Annotated in this window: 7 protein-coding genes; 1 reads left to right on the top strand and 6 read right to left on the bottom strand. The window is 36.9% G+C overall.

The features are described 5' to 3' along the window. Positions 1 to 11 precede the first annotated feature (11 nt). The 3 genes from ruvA to ACPWTF_RS16360 all read right to left on the bottom strand — a co-directional run bounded on the left by ruvA (position 12) and on the right by ACPWTF_RS16360 (position 3,542). Positions 12 to 593, bottom strand: coding sequence for a Holliday junction branch migration protein RuvA (gene ruvA / locus ACPWTF_RS16370; RefSeq protein WP_095927916.1), 582 nt, complete (start codon positions 591 to 593; stop codon positions 12 to 14). Positions 594 to 671: 78 nt separating this feature from the next. Then, entirely contained in the window at positions 672 to 2,963 is a 2,292-nt protein-coding gene (locus ACPWTF_RS16365) for an NADP-dependent malic enzyme (RefSeq protein WP_427872177.1), read from the bottom strand. A gap of 153 nt (positions 2,964 to 3,116) precedes the next feature. After that, a complete protein-coding gene (locus ACPWTF_RS16360; RefSeq protein ID WP_095927918.1) occupies positions 3,117 to 3,542 on the bottom strand; it encodes a CBS domain-containing protein in 426 nt (141 codons plus the stop codon). A 542-nt stretch (positions 3,543 to 4,084) separates the two neighbouring features. Here ACPWTF_RS16360 and ACPWTF_RS16355 point away from each other — a divergent pair. Then, positions 4,085 to 4,417: a hypothetical protein gene (locus ACPWTF_RS16355; protein ID WP_427872176.1), complete on the top strand. Its 333-nt coding sequence runs from the start codon at positions 4,085 to 4,087 to the stop codon at positions 4,415 to 4,417. A gap of 318 nt (positions 4,418 to 4,735) precedes the next feature. On the opposite strand, the gene ACPWTF_RS16350 is transcribed toward ACPWTF_RS16355, so the two are convergent. From ACPWTF_RS16350 to ACPWTF_RS16340, 3 genes are read right to left on the bottom strand one after another with little or no spacing between them, the layout of a single operon-like run. After that, positions 4,736 to 6,748 carry an OmpA family protein gene (locus ACPWTF_RS16350; RefSeq protein ID WP_427872175.1) on the bottom strand — a complete coding sequence of 671 codons (2,013 nt, stop codon included), beginning with the start codon at positions 6,746 to 6,748 and terminating at the stop codon, positions 4,736 to 4,738. Positions 6,749 to 6,756: 8 nt separating this feature from the next. After that, entirely contained in the window at positions 6,757 to 7,668 is a 912-nt protein-coding gene (locus tag ACPWTF_RS16345; RefSeq protein WP_427872174.1) for a PorP/SprF family type IX secretion system membrane protein, read from the bottom strand. A 47-nt stretch (positions 7,669 to 7,715) separates the two neighbouring features. After that, positions 7,716 to 18,614, bottom strand: a complete 10,899-nt coding sequence (locus ACPWTF_RS16340) for a gliding motility-associated C-terminal domain-containing protein (RefSeq protein WP_427872173.1) — start codon at positions 18,612 to 18,614, stop codon at positions 7,716 to 7,718. Positions 18,615 to 18,654 lie beyond the last annotated feature (40 nt).

Raw genomic sequence — 18,654 nt, 5'->3', positions numbered from 1 at the left:
TAAAATGAAATTTATAAGCTTTTTAAAGCCTTTTTGATAATTGTTTCAACGGTAGCTTCTGGATCTTCTTTTACGATTCTTTCTACCACTTTTTCGGAAGCTTTTCGGACAAAACCTAACACTTCTAGAGCAGATAACGCTTCATCTCGGTTTCTATTGTTTTGAACAGCAAAAACTTCGTCAATATCGTACAATTTAACAACTTTTTCCTTTAAATCAAGTATAACTCTTTGTGCTGTTTTGTTTCCAATCCCTTTGATAGACTGGATTACGCCAACATCTCCTGATGCAATAGCGTTTATAATTTGCTTTGGTTCTATAGACGAAAGCATTGTTCTCGCGATTCCAGCACCGATTCCTGAAACAGAAAGCAGCATTCTAAAAATTTCGCGCTCGGATTTTTCGGCAAAACCATATAAAGTATGCGCATCTTCTTTAATTTGAAGATGCGTATATAATTTTATATTTTCAGAATTTGGAATTAAGGAGAAGGTATGCAATGATATATTTACCTGATAACCAACCCCTCCACAATCAATTACAACCTCTGTAGGATTCTTTTCTACTAATCTTCCCTGCAAATGTGCTATCATAAATGTAATTTATTAGTATCAAATATAACAAAAATGCCATAAAACTACGATAAATTTGTTCAATCCTTGTTAGAACGTTTATTGTGTTATTTTATTCTTTTTACTTTCTTTTTCCTGTGCATCAATAACAGCAATAGCTGCCATATTTACCATTTCTTCAACGCTAGCACCCAATTGGAAAATGTGAACTGGTTTGCCCATACCCATCATAATTGGTCCTATTGAATTCACTTTATACAATTCTTTCAATAATTTGTAAGTGATATTTGCTGACTCTAAGTTAGGAAAAACCAATGTATTCACTTTTTTTCCTGCTAATTTAGAGAATGGGAATTTCTCTTGAAGCATTTCTGGATTTAATGCAAAATCTGCTTGAATTTCTCCATCAACAATTAATTCTGGATGATTTTTATGTAAGTAAGATACAGCTTCTCTAACTTTTGAAGCGCTTTCGCTAGTTGAAGATCCAAAGTTTGAGAATGAAACCATTGCTATAACTGGCTCAATACCAAACATTTTTGCAGTTTTTGCAGTCATAATGGCAATATTAATCAAATCTTGTGCAGACGGATTAATGTTTATTGCTGTATCTGATAAGAACATTGGCCCACGAGAAGTAAGCATCATATTTGCAGTTGCTACCAAAGAAGCATTAGGCGCTTTTTCGATTAACTGAAGCATTGGCTTAACTACTGAAGGATAGCTTCTAGAATGTCCTGTTACCACTGCATCTGCCTCTCCTTCGTTAACCATCATAGCGGCAAAGTAGTTTCTCTCGCGCATGAATTTTTCAGCATCTAATTTAGAAACACCTCTTCTTCCTCTAGTTTCCCAGAATGATTTTGCAAACTTATTACGCCTTACGGCTTCCTCATCTGTTTTTGGATCGATAATTTCTAAATCGGCATCAAAACCTAATTCTGCTTTTAATTCCAAAATCTGCTCTTTGTTCCCTAATAAGATAGGGAATCCGATTCCGTCTTCGTAAACAATTTGAGCTGCTTTTAAAACGTTTAATTGATCTGCTTCAGCAAAAACAATTTTCTTTGGATTTAATTTTGCACGGTTTGTAATCAAACGCACCATTTTGTTATCGTTACCCATACGTTCGCGAAGAACATCTTCGTAAGCTGCCCAGTCTGTAATAGGATTTTTTGCCACTCCAGATTCCATTGCTGCTTTTGCAACCGCTGGAGCTACCACTGTAATCAATCTAGGATCGAATGGTTTAGGAATGATATATTCTTGACCAAAACCAAGTTTTGTTGCACCGTATGCTACGTTAACTTGTTCTGGAACTGGTTCTTTTGCCAAAATAGCTAAAGCTTTTACAGCTGCCATTTTCATTTCTTCGTTAATTTTTGTCGCTCTTACGTCTAGCGCTCCTCTAAAGATGTAAGGAAAACCTAAAACGTTATTTACCTGATTAGGAAAATCTGAACGTCCAGTAGCCATAATAACATCTTTACGAGTTTCTGTAGCTAAATTATAATCGATTTCCGGGTTCGGGTTTGCCATTGCAAAAACGATCGGATTTTTAGACATTGTCAATAACATTTCTGGCGAAAGAATATCTCCAGAAGATAATCCGATGAAAACGTCAGCGTCTTTTACCGCTTCAGCCAAAGGAATCTGAGGTCCGTCAATTGCATATTTTAATTGTAAATCTGAAAGTGCAGGATTGTCTTTAGTTAAAAGTCCTTTACTGTTGTACATTAAAACGTTTTCAACTTTTACTCCAAGTAAAACATATAAATCTGTACACGCAATCGCCGCAGATCCTGCTCCAGAAACTACTACTTTTACGTCTTCTGCTTTTTTACCTGCCAATTCCAGTGCGTTGATTAAAGCTGCAGAAGAGATAATTGCTGTTCCGTGCTGGTCGTCGTGCATTACCGGAATATCCAATTCTTCGATCAATCTTCTTTCGATTTCAAAAGATTCTGGAGCTTTAATATCTTCCAAATTGATACCTCCAAAAGTTGGAGCAATATTTTTTACCGTTTGAATAAATTCTTCCACATTTTCAGTATCGATTTCGATATCAAAAACGTCTATATCAGAAAATATTTTAAATAATAAACCTTTTCCTTCCATTACAGGTTTTCCTGCTTCTGAACCAATATTTCCAAGACCTAAAACAGCTGTACCGTTTGAGATTACGGCTACTAAATTTCCTTTGGCTGTATATTTATAAACGTCTTCTTTGTTTGCTGCGATTTCTAAACATGGTTCTGCAACTCCTGGCGAATAAGCCAATGATAAGTCTCTCTGGGTTGCATATTTTTTTGTTGGAACTACCTGAATTTTTCCTGGAGTTGGTTCTGCATGGTACAGTAACGCCTCTCTTCTTTTACTCTCTTTGTTCATTTTTTTAGCATTTATTCTAGCTTACAAAGATATAAGTCTTGTTTTAAAATGGCGTCTTTTTAGCGTTTTCTTTTCTTAAAATCTATTCGAATAAATAAAAAAAGTCCAATAGAAATTGGACTCGTTTGAATTTTTATCGTTTTTAGTTACTGTTTATTGAGAAATATAAGAATTCAAATGGTTGATTGTATCTTTTTGAATTTCTATAATTGCCTTCACCACATCGCTGATTGAAATTACTCCAACCACTGTTCCGTCTTCTAAAACAGGCAGGTGTCTTATTCTTTTTTCGCTCATAAGTTCCATACAATCTTCAAGATTATCTGAAAGTTTTACGGTAAAAACATTACTTTCCATAATCTCATGAACAAAAGTTTCTTTAGAAGATTTATCCTTCAGAACAATTTTTCTGGCATAATCCCTTTCCGACAATATTCCTTTTAGAATAGTATCATCCATAACTAAAATTGCTCCAATGTTTTTTTCTCCCATAACTTTTAACGCATCATAAACCGTTAAATTGGAGAAAATAGAATACACATTCCTTCCTTTTGCTTTAAGTATTTGATCTACAGTCATAATGAAAAATTTTTAGGTTTATAAAGTTAAAACAAAAACCAACACGATCTACAGCGAAATCGATTTTTTAAAAACATAAACAATTCATTTTAAACATAATACATCAAAATTTATATTTTCAAAATTATAGTGTAAAGAATGAAATTGTTTAGAATTGTTTTTTGAGGAAAATTAGATTTTTTAACGTTTACCGACCAGAAACCCCTAGCGGTTTTTTTCATTTTTTTTGACCATTAAAAATGCTCCTGCGGAGCATAATATTTATAGCCGAAAAATTATGGCAAAAGAAAAGAGCTCCAGAGGAGCGACATATAAACCCACATTATCCCGTAGAGATTGTAAAATTTCAGAAAGATATTAACACGACATATATGTCGTTTTATCTTTTTTTTCATTTTAATAGATTTGCCTTTAATCTTATTTGTAAGATTTATTTTAAACAACATACGGTCGTATGTCGGAAATAATAAAAAGAAAAGAATCTTGCATCAAATAATTTAGAATAATAAAACATCTATTCTTTCAACTAAACACCTCATTATATGGAATCAAACGAAATCAAAAATTTAGATCTTAAAAAATTAACCTCTTTATATTTTCATACTTTAAAACCTGCAAATGACAAAACTAATGTTGCTGAGATTAAGTTTCAAAATTATTTAGAACTCGGCTGCGTAATTACCGATATGCTGAAATTATGTATTTTGGCTTTGGAGCAAGATGCCTATAAAATTCCTGAAACTGACAAACGCCAATCTATCAATATAGGTTTAATTCTGGAAACTGTTCTTCAATTAATACCTCAAGATGAATTTGATTTTTTAAGTGAAATTGACTATTTACTTAATAGAAATTCTAATATCATTACAGAATAAACAAAAACCCTTTTTCTGATTTAATACACAGATCATAAAATATAAATTTTGATTTATCAATTGATTTTTATTAACCAATCAAATGTCCCTACAGGACATAATGAACTCGGATAATCATTTCCGTTCTACCAATCAGTCACTCCTAGCGGAGTGGTCTCGAATTATATATAATGGTTGAAAAAACACTCCGCTAGGAGTGACTGATTGGTAGAAAAAAAAATCACACCCAAACCATTATCCCGTAGGGATTATTTCTAAACAAAAAACCCCTTTTCTAAAATTTAGAAAAGGAGTTTTATAATTTATAAAGAAGATGTTTTACATCGCAACAATAATAAACTCGCTTCGTCTATTTTGCATGTGCTGTTTTTCTGTACATTTCACTCCGTCTGCACATTTGTTTACTAATTGCGTTTCGCCATAACCTTTTGCAGTTAATCGATCTTCGCTGATTCCTTTTTGAATTAACCAGTTTTTTGTCGATTGCGCTCTTTTTTCTGAAAGAATCTGATTGCTTTCTGAAGAAGAACGGCTGTCGGTATGCGAACGAATATCTAGTCTCATGTTTGGATAATCATTTAAAAGATTTACCACTTTCATTAATTGTGGTTCTGATGTCTTTTTAATAGTTGCTTTACCCAAATCAAAGAAATTCATAGGCAGGTTTAACAATTTTGCAATGTCTACTCCTACACGCATAGAACTCAATTTTACTGGACTAATAGCCACTTTTTTGATCGCTACCGTTTTTGCTGCAAGTGGTTTAAAGACTTTATTTAATGCAATCATTTCTGTAGTTTCTCCTTTTTCTTTAAGGATTGTTACTACAACTTCTTTGGCATTATAATCGTTTTTAGCAGTTCTAATAGTGTATTTTTTGCCACATCTTAGATCGGGAAAAATGTAATTCCCTTTTTCATCTGTGGTGATTGTTCCAACTGGATCAAATTTTTCATTAAACAAAGTCAGAGAAGTATTGGACAATATTTCGTTTGTTTCTGCATCTGTTACTGTTCCTGATAAGTTTTGTTCGCAGATTAATCTTCTTGTTTCTGTAAATCTGTAAATATCATCCATTCCTAGTCCGTTTTCTCTGTTTGAAGAAAAGTAACCACTTCTGCTTTTGCTGTCAATACTGAAGGCAAAATCATCTTGTTTACTATTAACAGGTTCTCCAACATTTAAAACATCATCATAAGTTCCGTTTGCTTTAATACGAGAAGCAAAAATGTCTAATCCTCCTAAACCTGGACGTCCGTCTGTAGCAAAATACAATTCGTTTTCTCCAGAAATAAAAGGAAAGGTTTCTCTTCCTTCTGTATTAATAGCTGGGCCTAAGTTTTCGGGTGTACCAAAAGTTCCATCATTATTAATTGCAACTTTATAAATATCAGATTGTCCTAATGTTCCCGGCATATCTGAGGCAAAATAAAGTGTTTTTTCGTCTACACTTAAAGCGGGATGCGCCGTACTGTATTGATCACTATTGAACGGAAGTTCTGCAACATTTTTCCATTCGTTATCGATCAATTCTGCTTTGTACAATTTTAATAGCGTTACATTTTTGTCGTTACTGCGTCTTTTACCATCTGTAAAATTATTTCTAGTAAAATACATCGTTCGTCCATCTTTTGTAAAAATCGGACTTGACTCATTGAAATTATCTTTTTTTCTTTTTACTAAAAGTTCTGGTTTTCCAACGCTTCCGTCTAGAAGTAGATCTGCTGTGTATAATCTAGAGAAAGATCTATTTGTCCATTGAAAATTAGCTTTAACAACTCCGCCTGTGTCGCGTGCAGAAGTAAAAACGATTTTATTATTGTAAACAACACTTCCGTAATCTGAATATCGAGAATTAACTCCAGCGTCGGCAATTTGGAATCGGCCTGAGTTTTCTTTTATATCTTCTAAATAATTCTTGTCACTTCTAATAAGATCTGCTCTCTTTTCTGCAGTTGCTTTTTGATTGAATTTCTGCAAAATCTCATCAGATCTACGATAGTCTCCTCCCGATTTTAATGATTGTGCGTATCGATACAAATATTCAGCTTCTTGGTTTTCGTTTATCACAAATAACTGTTCGTACCATTTTAAGGCTTTCTTTAATTCACCATTAAAATAGTATGAATTTGCCAAACGCTGAATTACACCTTCGTTGGTAGTTTCAGCATTTACTAAAGTCTCGTATACTTTTATAGCATCCGCGTAAGCGTACTCTTCGTATTTTTTATCTGCATATTTTATATTCATCGTAGTAAATGGATTTTGTGCATTTACATTTGAAAAAAAACAAAACAGTAAAATAATCAATATTAAATTTCTAGCTTTCATAGGTTGTATTAAAAGAATCTTGGGGATATCATTTTATTGTAATTATTAAAGAATTCAAATCTTAAGAAAATCTCATGAGATCCAGAATTGTATTTTCTTAATCGTGTCGTTTCATGATCGTAACCATAACCTATGTACATTCCTTTTGTAACTTGAAATCCTGCCATTGCACTAACAGATGCACTCCAGCGATAAGCAAGTCCTAAAACGAATTTGTCATTAAACATAAAATTTCCTGAAACATCAACCTGTAAAGGAGCTCCTTCTACCATTTTGGTCATTAATGCTGGTTTGAATTTTATGTACTCTAAACGATCTAGATTAAATACATAACCTGCTATTAAATAATAATTGATTTTTTCTTTGAAAATAGCCACATCGTCTGAGTCATAACGATTTGTTTCTATAAAATTAGGAACCGATAACCCGACATACGCTCTGTCTGAATGAAAATAAAGTCCAGCTCCAACATTGGGCGAAAATTTATTCTTCAGGTTCTGAAACTGCGGATCATCTTGATCTTCATAACTCAATTTATTGATATCGATGTTAAAAAGATTAGCTGTTCCTTTTATTCCGAAAGACAAATTCCATGTATCTGAAGTTGGAATTGTATAAGACAAATCTGCCGATAAAGTATTCTCTACCGTTGGTCCGATTTTATCATTTACCAAAGAAACTCCAAGTCCTAAATCAGTATTATTCAAAGGTGTATTAACAGAAAATGTACTCGTTTCTGGCGCTCCATCTAATCCAATCCATTGTGTACGATATAAACCAAAAACGCTTAATGCTCCACGTGAGCCTGCATAGGCTGGATTGACTTCGATTGTGTTATACATGTATTGTGTATATTGCGCATCTTGCTGCGCATTTGACACAATCGAAAAAAACATAAAAACTAAAATTAATTTTTTCATTTATTAAGTTTTAGAACGGCCTAGGGTTAACTAAGCCGTAATCCATTTTATTTATTAAGGTATAAGTAACCAGATTCTTGGTGAGATTTCTGAGCACTGTCTTTGTATTTTAAGATATAGAAATACGTTCCAACCGGAAGACCATCTGTTTGTTTGATTGTAGAACGTCCGTTAGAATATCCTTCAAAAACTCGATCGTTATTATTGTACTGATCTATACTGAAAACCAAAACTCCCCAACGGTTATAAATTTCAACCGTGTTATCTGGATAACATTCAATTCCTCTAATGTAGAATCTTGCATTCTTGCTGTCTCCGTTTGGAGAGAAAGCATTCATTACTTTAATTGAACATCCGTTTAGGTCTAAGACTGTTGGACTATCTCCGCTATTACTTGCATCGTCTGACTGATCTTCAACTACAACTCCTCTTACACTGCTTCCTTTAACTGTTGCTTGATTACTCACACTGCCGCGGTTAATATCTTCTTGAGTGATTTTGTAAACCGCTGTAAAATTAGTTTCGTTCGATTCGTTGACACCCAAATTAATTGCTTGTCCAGAAACTACCACTCCTGGCAACGGATCGTTTATAGTGATTCCAACAAGTGGTACATTTCCTGTATTGGTTACAGTAAATTTGTACGTAATTGTTTCTCCTGCATTTGCAAAACCGCTCTTATTTTCGTCATTGAAAACTGCTGTTTTAATCACAGAAATAGCAGGCACTTCTACAAAAACATTTAATGTCGCAGTAGAACAATTTGACGAATTTGCCTTTTCGCAAACCTGATAAGTCAACGGATAATTTCCTCCTGGCGTGTTTGGCTTAACATTTACCGTTCCGTCAGCATTCCATTCAAAATATGGACTTTCTGTTAAAGGTTTAATTGTAACATCAGCAGGATTTATTGGTTTTCCGTTTATTAAATCATTTTCTAAAACATTTACAAATTCTAATGAACCATTAATTCCATCTGCACTAACATCATTATCATTATTTAAAGTAATTTGATTTTCTGTTGGCGGAGCTGGATCTGCAACATTATCAACTGTAATTTTAATTACCGCTTGACTGCAATTTGATGTATTTGCAGCTTCACAGATCTGATAAGTCAATTCGTAAATTCCATCTGGCGTATTTGCAGCAATATTGACTGAACCATTTTCATTTAATGAGAAGTTTGGATTTACTACAGGTATTGATAAAATAACATCTGAAGGCTTAATTTGCGCTCCATTCAATAAGTCATTTAGAAAAATATTAACCGTAGCGTTTGCTCCTTTTTTCACATTTACAGGTCCCGTTTCATCATTATTTGCTTTTATTGAGAATGTTGGATGTGCATTACAATCTGGCGTAGCTGGCGGATAAGCAACAGAAACTGTAACCGTTGGATTTAATGAAAACTCAATTTTCACTCCATTTCTGGTAGCTTCAAATCCGTCGGCACCTTCTGACCATATTCCGTTATTTAAAATCCATCCTGGCCAATCTGTTCCATTTTTGTTACTATCAACCTCTGCTCCAGGCCATAAAATATTTCCGCTTAATGGCAGATTGGTTTGAGTTGCCACTACATTGTTATTACTATCAATCCATTTTACTGTTAATAGATTATTTGTTGTGAAATTTTCTGGTGAAACCGAATAGTTAACATAAGGAACATTGTTTGAACAATAACTATTTGCAGTTACTGCCATTTTTGGTTCTGTTACCGTAACTTTTACAACATTTGAATCACAGTTATTCGGATTTAATTTCTCGCATATTGTGTATGTCAATTCATATTCTCCCGCAGGTGCATTAGGAGCTAGTACAACATTTCCGTCTGCATCCACCGTTAAATATCCTTTTGGATCTTCTTGCGTTACTTTAAGATCTACCTCTGATGGTACTAATTTATTTCCGTCTTTAGTATCGTTCTCAAAAACGTTGATTACTTTCTGTGGAATGTTTACTCCAACTGCCGATGGCATAAGGTCTTCATTCGCTACAAGATTTCCTCCCGTAACTGGTACAGTTATAATCACTGAATCGCAATTTGTTGGATTCGTGTTTTCGCAGATTTTATATTCTACTTTGTAATCTCCTTTTGGAGTATTTGGCGCAACGCTTATGGTGTAATCTGAATTAAGGGTTAATCCTGATGGAAGCGTTCCGATAATTTCAAACTTAACTTCTCCTGCTGCCGTTCCAACTGTGATTGGGCTTCCGTTTAATTTATCGTTTGCAGTCAATGAAATCGTTTTTCCGCCAATGTTTCCGTTTATCGAAGCGATCACGTCTTCAACTGCATCAATTACTGGCAATCCTACTGTTACTTTCACAGTATTTGAACTGCAGTTGTCTGGGTTTAATTTTTCGCAGATTTCATACGTTAGTTCATAATCTCCTGCTGGAGGATTTGCGCCCAAGATAATTTTCCCGTCTGCATCTACAGTCAGATATCCTTTCGGATCTGCCGACGTAGTTTTCAGCGTAACATCTGACGGATCTAATGGCTGTGCATTTTTAGTGTCATTGTCAAATACATTTTTCCCTAATGTCTGAGGAACATTCGATCCTAAAACTGATGGAATTTCATCAGCATTTGCCACAAGGTTTCCTGCTGTTACCGGTACGGTAATAGTAACCGAGTCGCAGTTTAGTGGATTCGTGTTTTCGCAGATTTTATATTCTACCTTATAATCTCCTTTTGGAGTATTTGGCGCAACGCTTATGGTGTAATCTGAATTAAGGGTTAATCCTGATGGAAGCGTTCCGATAATTTCAAACTTAACTTCTCCTGCTGCCGTTCCAACTGTGATTGGATTTCCGTTCAATTTATCATTTGCAGTTAATGAAATCGTTTTTCCGCCAATGTTTCCGTTTATTGGACTTACCGTATCTTCAACTGCATTAATTACTGGCAATCCTACTGTTACTTTCACAGTATTTGAACTGCAGTTGTCTGGGTTTAATTTTTCGCAGATTTCATACGTCAGCTCATAATCTCCTGCTGGAGGATTCGCTCCCAAGATAATTTTTCCGTCTGCATCTACAGTCAGATATCCTTTCGGATCTGCCGACGTAGTTTTCAGCGTAACATCTGACGGATCTAATGGCTGCCCATTTTTAGTGTCATTGTCAAATACATTTTTTCCTAATGTCTGAGGAGCATCCGATCCTAAAACTGATGGAATTTCATCAGCATTTGCCACAAGGTTTCCTGCTGTTACCGGTACGGTAATAGTAACCGAGTCGCAGTTTAGCGGATTCGTGTTTTCGCAGATTTTATATTCTACTTTGTAATCTCCTTTTGGAGTATTTGGCGCAACACTTATGGTGTAATCTGAATTAAGCGTCAATCCTGATGGAAGCGTTCCGATAATTTCAAACTTAACTTCTCCTGCTGCCGTTCCAACTGTGATTGGACTTCCGTTCAATTTATCATTTGCAGTTAATGAAATTGTTTTTCCTCCAATGTTTCCGTTTATAGAAGCGATCACATCTTCAACTGCGTCAATTACTGGCAATACAACCGTAACCTTCACAGTGTTTGAACTGCAGTTGTCCAGATTTAATTTCTCGCAGATTTCATACGTAAGTTCATAATCTCCTGCTGGAGGATTTGCTCCTAAAATAATTTTTCCGTCTGCATCTACAGTCAGATATCCTTTCGGATCTGCCGCTGTAGTTTTCAGCGTAACATCTGCTGGGTCTAATGGCTGTGCGTTTTTAGTGTCATTGTCAAATACATTTTTCCCTAATGTCTGAGGAGCATCTGACCCTAAGACTGACGGAATTTCATCAGCATTTGCCACAAGGTTTCCTGCTGTTACCGGTACGGTAATAGTTACCGAGTCGCAGTTTAGTGGATTTGTGTTTTCGCAGATTTTATATTCTACTTTGTAATCTCCTTTTGGAGTATTTGGCGCAACACTTATGGTGTAATCTGAATTCAGCGTCAATCCCGTTGGAAGCGTTCCGATAATTTCAAACTTAACTTCTCCTGCCGCCGTTCCAACTGTAATTGGACTTCCGTTCAATTTATCGTTTGCAGTTAATGAAATCGTTTTTCCGCCGATATTTCCGTTTATTGGACTTACCGTATCTTCAACTGCATCAATTACTGGCAATCCTACTGTTACTTTCACAATATTTGAACTGCAGTTGTCTGGGTTTAATTTCTCGCAGATTTCATACGTCAGCTCATAATCTCCCGCTGGAGGATTCGCTCCCAAGATAATTTTTCCGTCTGCATCTACAGTCAGATATCCTTTTGGATCTGCCGATGTAGTTTTCAGCGTAACATCTGCTGGGTCTAATGGCTGCGCATTTTTAGTGTCATTGTCAAATACATTTTTTCCTAATGTCTGAGGAGCATCCGATCCTAAAACTGATGGAATTTCATCAGCATTTGCCACAAGATTTCCTGCTGTAACTGGTACAGTAATAGTAACCGAGTCGCAGTTTGCAGGAACTGCACCTACTTCACATATTGTATATTCTACTTTATAATCTCCTTTTGGAGTTCCTGAAGCTACTGTAATAGTTCCATTTGTATTTAATGTCAATCCTGATGGTAAAGTGCCAACAATATTTATTGTAACTTCTCCTGAATTAGTTCCAATTACTGCTTTATCACCGTTTAGTGTATCGTTTCCTATTAGGGATACTGTTGTTCCACCAATGTTTCCATTAATTGGAGTAATAGTATCGAGTACTGCGTCTATTGTATTCACAACTTTAACTTCTGCTGTCGTTGTCTTGCAGTTTGATGGATTCGCACCCTTCTCGCAGATTTCGTATGTAATGCTGTAGCTTCCGCTTGGCGTGTTGGCTGCCAGAGTAACATCTCCATTTGCATCAACGCTCAATGCTACGTTGCTGTCAATTGTAACAACAGTATTTACAGACGTAACAGATGCTCCGTCTAAAGTGTCGTTTGATTTAACATTTCCGACAATTGCAGCTGTTGATCCAGAAGTTTTTGTTCCGAAATCATCTTTAACCGCAATTAGACCGTTTTCAACTTTAACCTCTGCTGTCGCTGTCTTGCAGTTTGATGGATTCGCACCCTTCTCGCAGATTTCGTATGTGATGCTGTAGCTTCCGCTTGGCGTGTTTGCCGCAAGAGTAACGTCTCCGTCTGCATCAACGCTTAATGGTCCGTCGCTGTCAATTGTAACAACTGTATTTCCAGACGTAACAGATGCTCCGTCTAAAGTGTCGTTTGATTTAACATTGCCAATAACTGCAGCTGTAGATCCAGAAGTTTTTGTTCCGAAATCATCTTTAACCGCAATTAAGCCATTTTCAACTTTAACCTCTGCTGTAGCTGTCTTGCAGTTTGAAGGATTTGCGTTTTTCTCGCAGATCTCATATGTAATGCTGTAGCTTCCGCTTGGTGTGTTGGCTGCCAGAGTAACATCTCCGTTTGCATCAACGCTTAATGGTCCGTCGCTGTCAATTGTAACAATTGTATTTCCAGATGTAACAGATGCCCCGTCTAAAGTGTCGTTTGATTTTACGTTTCCGACAATTGCCGATGCTGATCCTGAAGTTTTTGTTCCGAAATCATCTTTAACCGCAATTAAGCCATTTTCAACTTTAACCTCTGCTATAGCTGTCTTGCAGTTTGATGGATTCGCACCCTTCTCGCAGATTTCGTATGTAATGCTGTACGTTCCGCTTGGCGTGTTTGCTGCCAGAGTAACGTCTCCGTCGGCGTCAACGCTTAATGGTCCGTTGCTGTCAATTGTAACAACCGTATTTCCAGACGTAACAGATGCTCCGTCTAAAGTGTCGTTTGATTTAACATTGCCAATAACTGCAGCTGTAGATCCAGAAGTTTTTGTTCCGAAATCATCTTTAACCGCAATTAAGCCATTTTCAACTTTAACCTCTGCTATAGCTGTCTTGCAGTTTGATGGATTCGCACCCTTCTCGCAGATTTCGTATGTAATGCTGTACGTTCCGCTTGGCGTGTTGGCTGCTAGAGTAACATCTCCATTTGCATCAACGCTCAATGCTACGTTGCTGTCAATTGTAACAACCGTATTTACAGACGTAACAGATGCTCCGTCTAAAGTGTCGTTTGATTTAACATTGCCAATAACTGCAGCTGTAGATCCAGAAGTTTTTGTTCCGAAATCATCTTTAACCGCAATTAAGCCATTTTCAACTTTAACCTCTGCTGTCGCTGTCTTGCAGTTTGATGGATTCGCACCCTTCTCGCAGATTTCGTATGTGATGCTGTAGCTTCCGCTTGGCGTGTTTGCCGCAAGAGTAACGTCTCCGTCTGCATCAACGCTTAATGGTTCGTCGCTGTCAATTGTAACAACAGTATTTACAGACGTAACAGATGCTCCGTCTAAAGTGTCGTTTGATTTAACATTTCCGACAATTGCAGCTGTTGATCCAGAAGTTTTTGTTCCGAAATCATCTTTAACCGCAATTAAGCCATTTTCAACTTTAACCTCTGCTGTAGCTGTCTTGCAGTTTGATGGATTCGCACCCTTCTCGCAGATTTCGTATGTGATGCTGTAGCTTCCGCTTGGCGTGTTGGCTGCCAGAGTAACATCTCCGTCTGCATCAACGCTTAATGGTCCGTTGCTGTCAATTGTAACAACTGTATTTCCAGACGTAACAGATGCCCCGTCTAAAGTGTCGTTTGATTTTACGTTTCCGACAATTGCCGATGCTGATCCTGAAGTTTTTGTTCCGAAATCATCTTTAACCGCAATTAGACCGTTTTCAACTTTAACCTCTGCTGTCGCTGTCTTGCAGTTTGAAGGATTCGCATCTTTCTCGCAGATTTCATATGTAATGCTGTAGCTTCCGCTTGGCGTGTTTGCCGCAAGAGTAACATCTCCGTCGGCATCAACGCTTAATGGCCCGTCGCTTCCAGCTGTAACAACAGTATTTGCAGACGTAACAGATGCGCCGTCTAAAGTGTCGTTTGATTTTACGTTTCCGACAATTGCCGATGATGATCCTGAAGTTTTTGTTCCGAAATCATCTTTAACCGCAATTAAATCATTTACAATTTCAACTTCTACTGTAGCTGTATTGCAATTTCCACTATTAGCAATTTCACAAATTGAATAATCAAAAGTGTAAGTACCTGTTGGAGTATTCGGTTTTACTGAAACAGCACCATTTGCAGCATTGAAAATTAACACTGAAGGTACAGTACCATTTACTGTAACATCAACATCTCCTCTATTTACTTTATTACAATTTAAAACATCATTATCAAAAACATTAGTAATAACAACTCCTCCAGCTACTCCATTTGATGAAGAAACACTATCATCATTTGCTGTAATTTCACCAATTACTTTAACGATTTGCGTGCAAGTCTCTGTATTTCCTCCTGCATCTGTTGCTGTCCATGTCACCGTAGTATTTCCGATTGGGAAACTTGAAGGTGCATCATTTGTCACTGTTATAGTTCCAGAGCAATTATCTGATACTGTCGGAGTACCTAAAACAACTCCAGTTGCAGTGCATGAATTCGCATCTGTCGAAACTGAAACTCCCAACGGACAAGTGATTGACGGCTTCTGGGTGTCTTTAACAATTACTTTTTGAGTCGCAGTTTCTACGTTTCCGTTTCCGTCGCTAAAACTCCAGTTAATGGTATAAGTTCCCTGAGTGTTATAGGTCAATGGATCTGTCGTTGTTCCAGTCACCGTTCCTTTACAATTATCCGTCGTTGTCGGAGCAGTTGCTGTTGCAGAACATTCTCCCGTAATATCAGCCAATGTTGGTTTTACAGGTTTCTGAGTGTCTTTAATAATAACTTTTTGACTCGCAGTTTCTACGTTTCCATTTCCATCGCTAAAACTCCAGTTAATGGTATAAGTTCCCTGAGCATTATAAGTTAGCGGATCTGTCGTTGTTCCAGTCACCGTTCCTTTACAATTATCTGTCGTTGTCGGAGCTGTTGCTGTTGCAGAGCATTCTCCCGTAATGTCAGCCAATGTTGGTTTTACAGGTTTCTGCGTGTCTTTAATAATTACTTTCTGAGTTGCGGTTTCTACGTTTCCGTTCCCGTCGCTAAAACTCCAGTTAATGGTATAAGTTCCCTGAGCGTTATATGTCAATGGATCTGTCGTTGTTCCAGTCACTGTTCCTGCACAGTTGTCTGTGGTTGTCGGAGCAGTTGCTGTTGCAGAACATTCTCCCGTAATATCAGCCAATGTTGGTTTTACAGGTTTCTGAGTGTCTTTAATAACTACTTTTTGAGTCGCAGTTTCTACATTTCCGTTTCCATCGCTAAAACTCCAGTTAATGGTATAAGTTCCCTGAGCGTTATATGTTAATGGATCTGTCGTTGTTCCAGTCACTGTTCCTGCACAGTTGTCTGTCGTTGTCGGAGGAGTTGCAGTTGCAGAACATTCTCCTGTAATATCAGCCAATGTTGGTTTTACAGGTTTCTGAGTGTCTTTAATGATTACTTTTTGAGTCGCCGTTTCTATGTTTCCATTTCCATCGCTAAAACTCCAGTTAATGGTATAAGTTCCCTGAGTACTATATGTCAATGGATCTGTTGTTGTTCCAGTCACCGTTCCTTTACAATTATCTGTCGTTGTCGGAGCTGTTACTGTCACTGAACATTCTGCTGTAATATCTGCTAAAACAGGTTTTACAGGTTTTTCTGTATCACTAACTTTTACTGTTGAAGCAGCAGAAGTTGCCTCACATCCAGTTGAAGAATTTTTAATTTTTACTTTATAATCTCCATCAGAATTTACAACTAACGTAGAAGAAATTTGACTAGGAATCGCAACATTATTTTTGTACCAAACATAAGTTGCTGAACTTGCATTTGAATTGGCTGTCAAAGTCGTAGTCAAGCATGCTGTTAAATTTCCAGATATAGTTGCTGTAGGTAAAGCATTTGTCGTTACTGTATGAGTAGTCGTTACCTGCTCATTACATCCTGCAGCACTTGCTGTGATTGTAGTTGTTCCCGACCATCCAGCAACATAAGTTACTGCTCCAGTAGTTGAATTTATAGTATTTCCGCCTGTGCTACTTGCAGAATCTAGGCTATATATAATACCACCTGTTGAATTTGTTGCTGTTGTTGTTCTTGTTATTGTTTCAACTCCTTGGCAACGAGAAGACGTTGCTGGTGAAAATGATGCAATTGCTACATTTGGTGTTAAGGTAACTGTTCCTTGAATTGTTACTTCTGCGCAAGGAGCTGTATGACCAACTGTAGTAATGATATAAGTACCAGCTGATGTTGGATTTCCAGAAATTGTTACTGTTTTTGCATTAGTATCAACTGCAGCAGATAATCCTGTAGGCAAGTTAGACACTGTAGCATTTGTAGCACTTCCTCCAAAAGTATATACTGCATTCGGAACTGATGCTCCAGAACAAACTGTTGGATTTTGAGTACCACTTGTAAATACAATACTTGAAGCTTTATTTATAACTGCCGCGACAGCAATTCTAGACGTTGAAGTACAACCTGACGATGTTACTGCTCCTACATAGTAAGTTGTAGTAGCTGTTAAAGTTGGAGTATTGAAAGTTGTTCCTGTTCCTAATACTGTCGAACTTGTAGGATCAGCATACCAATTAATAGTCGATCCTGTTGATGCAGTTGCAGTTAATTTCACTGATCCAGAACCACATATTGAACCTTCTGTTGTCGAATTTATTGTTGGTACTGTATTTATTGTTGCTTTAACTTCTGTTCTTGTTGGTGTAGTACAACCATTTTCTGTTGCGTCAACGTAATAAGAAGTTGATGTTGATAAACTTGGCGTTGTAAAACTCTCTCCTGTTCCTAATGATGTTCCTCCTGTTGCTGCTGCGTACCAATTAATAGTTCCTGCTGATGCTGTAGCCTCCAAAGTTACTTCTCCTGCACCACATCGTGAGTTAGAAGTAATTGTTGCAATTGTTGGTTTTGCATTAACAACAAAATTAACAGCCGCTCTACAATTTGAATTACCTGAACAAGCCGCATAATACGTTTTTGTTGTTGCTGTAGCGGTACTTGTCAATCCAGATCCTGTAACTCCCACTGGATTAAAAGAAGTACCTGTATAAATTGATGAACCTCCTGTAGATGTAGTATACCATTCAATTCCCCCTATAGTATAATTTACAGTAATCTGCATATAATCTACATAGGCAGTAATGTCATTATTTGATGTTCTAGTGATACTTGCAGATAAAGCAATTCCAAAATTTGCATTATTAATATCTGCGGGCGTCCAAGTTGTATTCCATAAATCTGATGATCCACCATAATTTGCCACAGAAGTCGAACTTATTGGCCAATTAGATCCTGTTATACTTTTATTTTCACCAATAACAGTTCCTGCTTTAATTAGACTAACAACATTATCTTTAACATTCACTGTAGAGCTGGCAGTACTACTATAACGACCAATTGTAACTTGAATTCCAGTAATTGTAGCATTAGAAGGAATATTAAAATCAAAATCTGTTCCTTGAAGAGACCTTGTCACAACAGTGATATTCCCTCCACTGCTAACAGTTGCAGATGCATAGCTTGAATCATTAGAATTCACTCTTGAAGGATTAGACCAAGAAAGTGATGCTGTGCCTACACTATTACCTGCTCTTGCAATTTTTGCTCCTGAGCTATTAGATGTTCCACATGGAGAAGTAGCTGTCAATGAACCACTTCCATCTTGACAAATAGTCACACCTGTTGCCGTTGGCGCTCCAGCAACTGCATTAATAACAATTCCAGTGTTTGCAGCAGAAGTACATCCTTGTGCATTTGTTGTAGTTACCGAATAGGTACCGGGTACCAATCCAGAAAAAATACCAGTTGTACTATTTACTGAAGCAGAAACAGGATTTGTTCCCGTTAATGTATAACTTATTCCAGAACCGTTTGCAGGTGTATTAACCGTTATTGTACCTGTTGGAGCAGTACAAGTTGTTTGCGTTCCACTCACTGTTGGAGCTGCAGGCAAAGCTAAAATTGATATATCATCA

This window comes from Flavobacterium sp. MMS24-S5 (genome assembly GCF_050320125.1).
Taxonomy (GTDB): Bacteria; Bacteroidota; Bacteroidia; order Flavobacteriales; family Flavobacteriaceae; genus Flavobacterium; species Flavobacterium tyrosinilyticum.
Note: the sequence above shows the minus strand (reverse complement) of the source record. Positions and strands in the feature narration are given on the sequence as shown.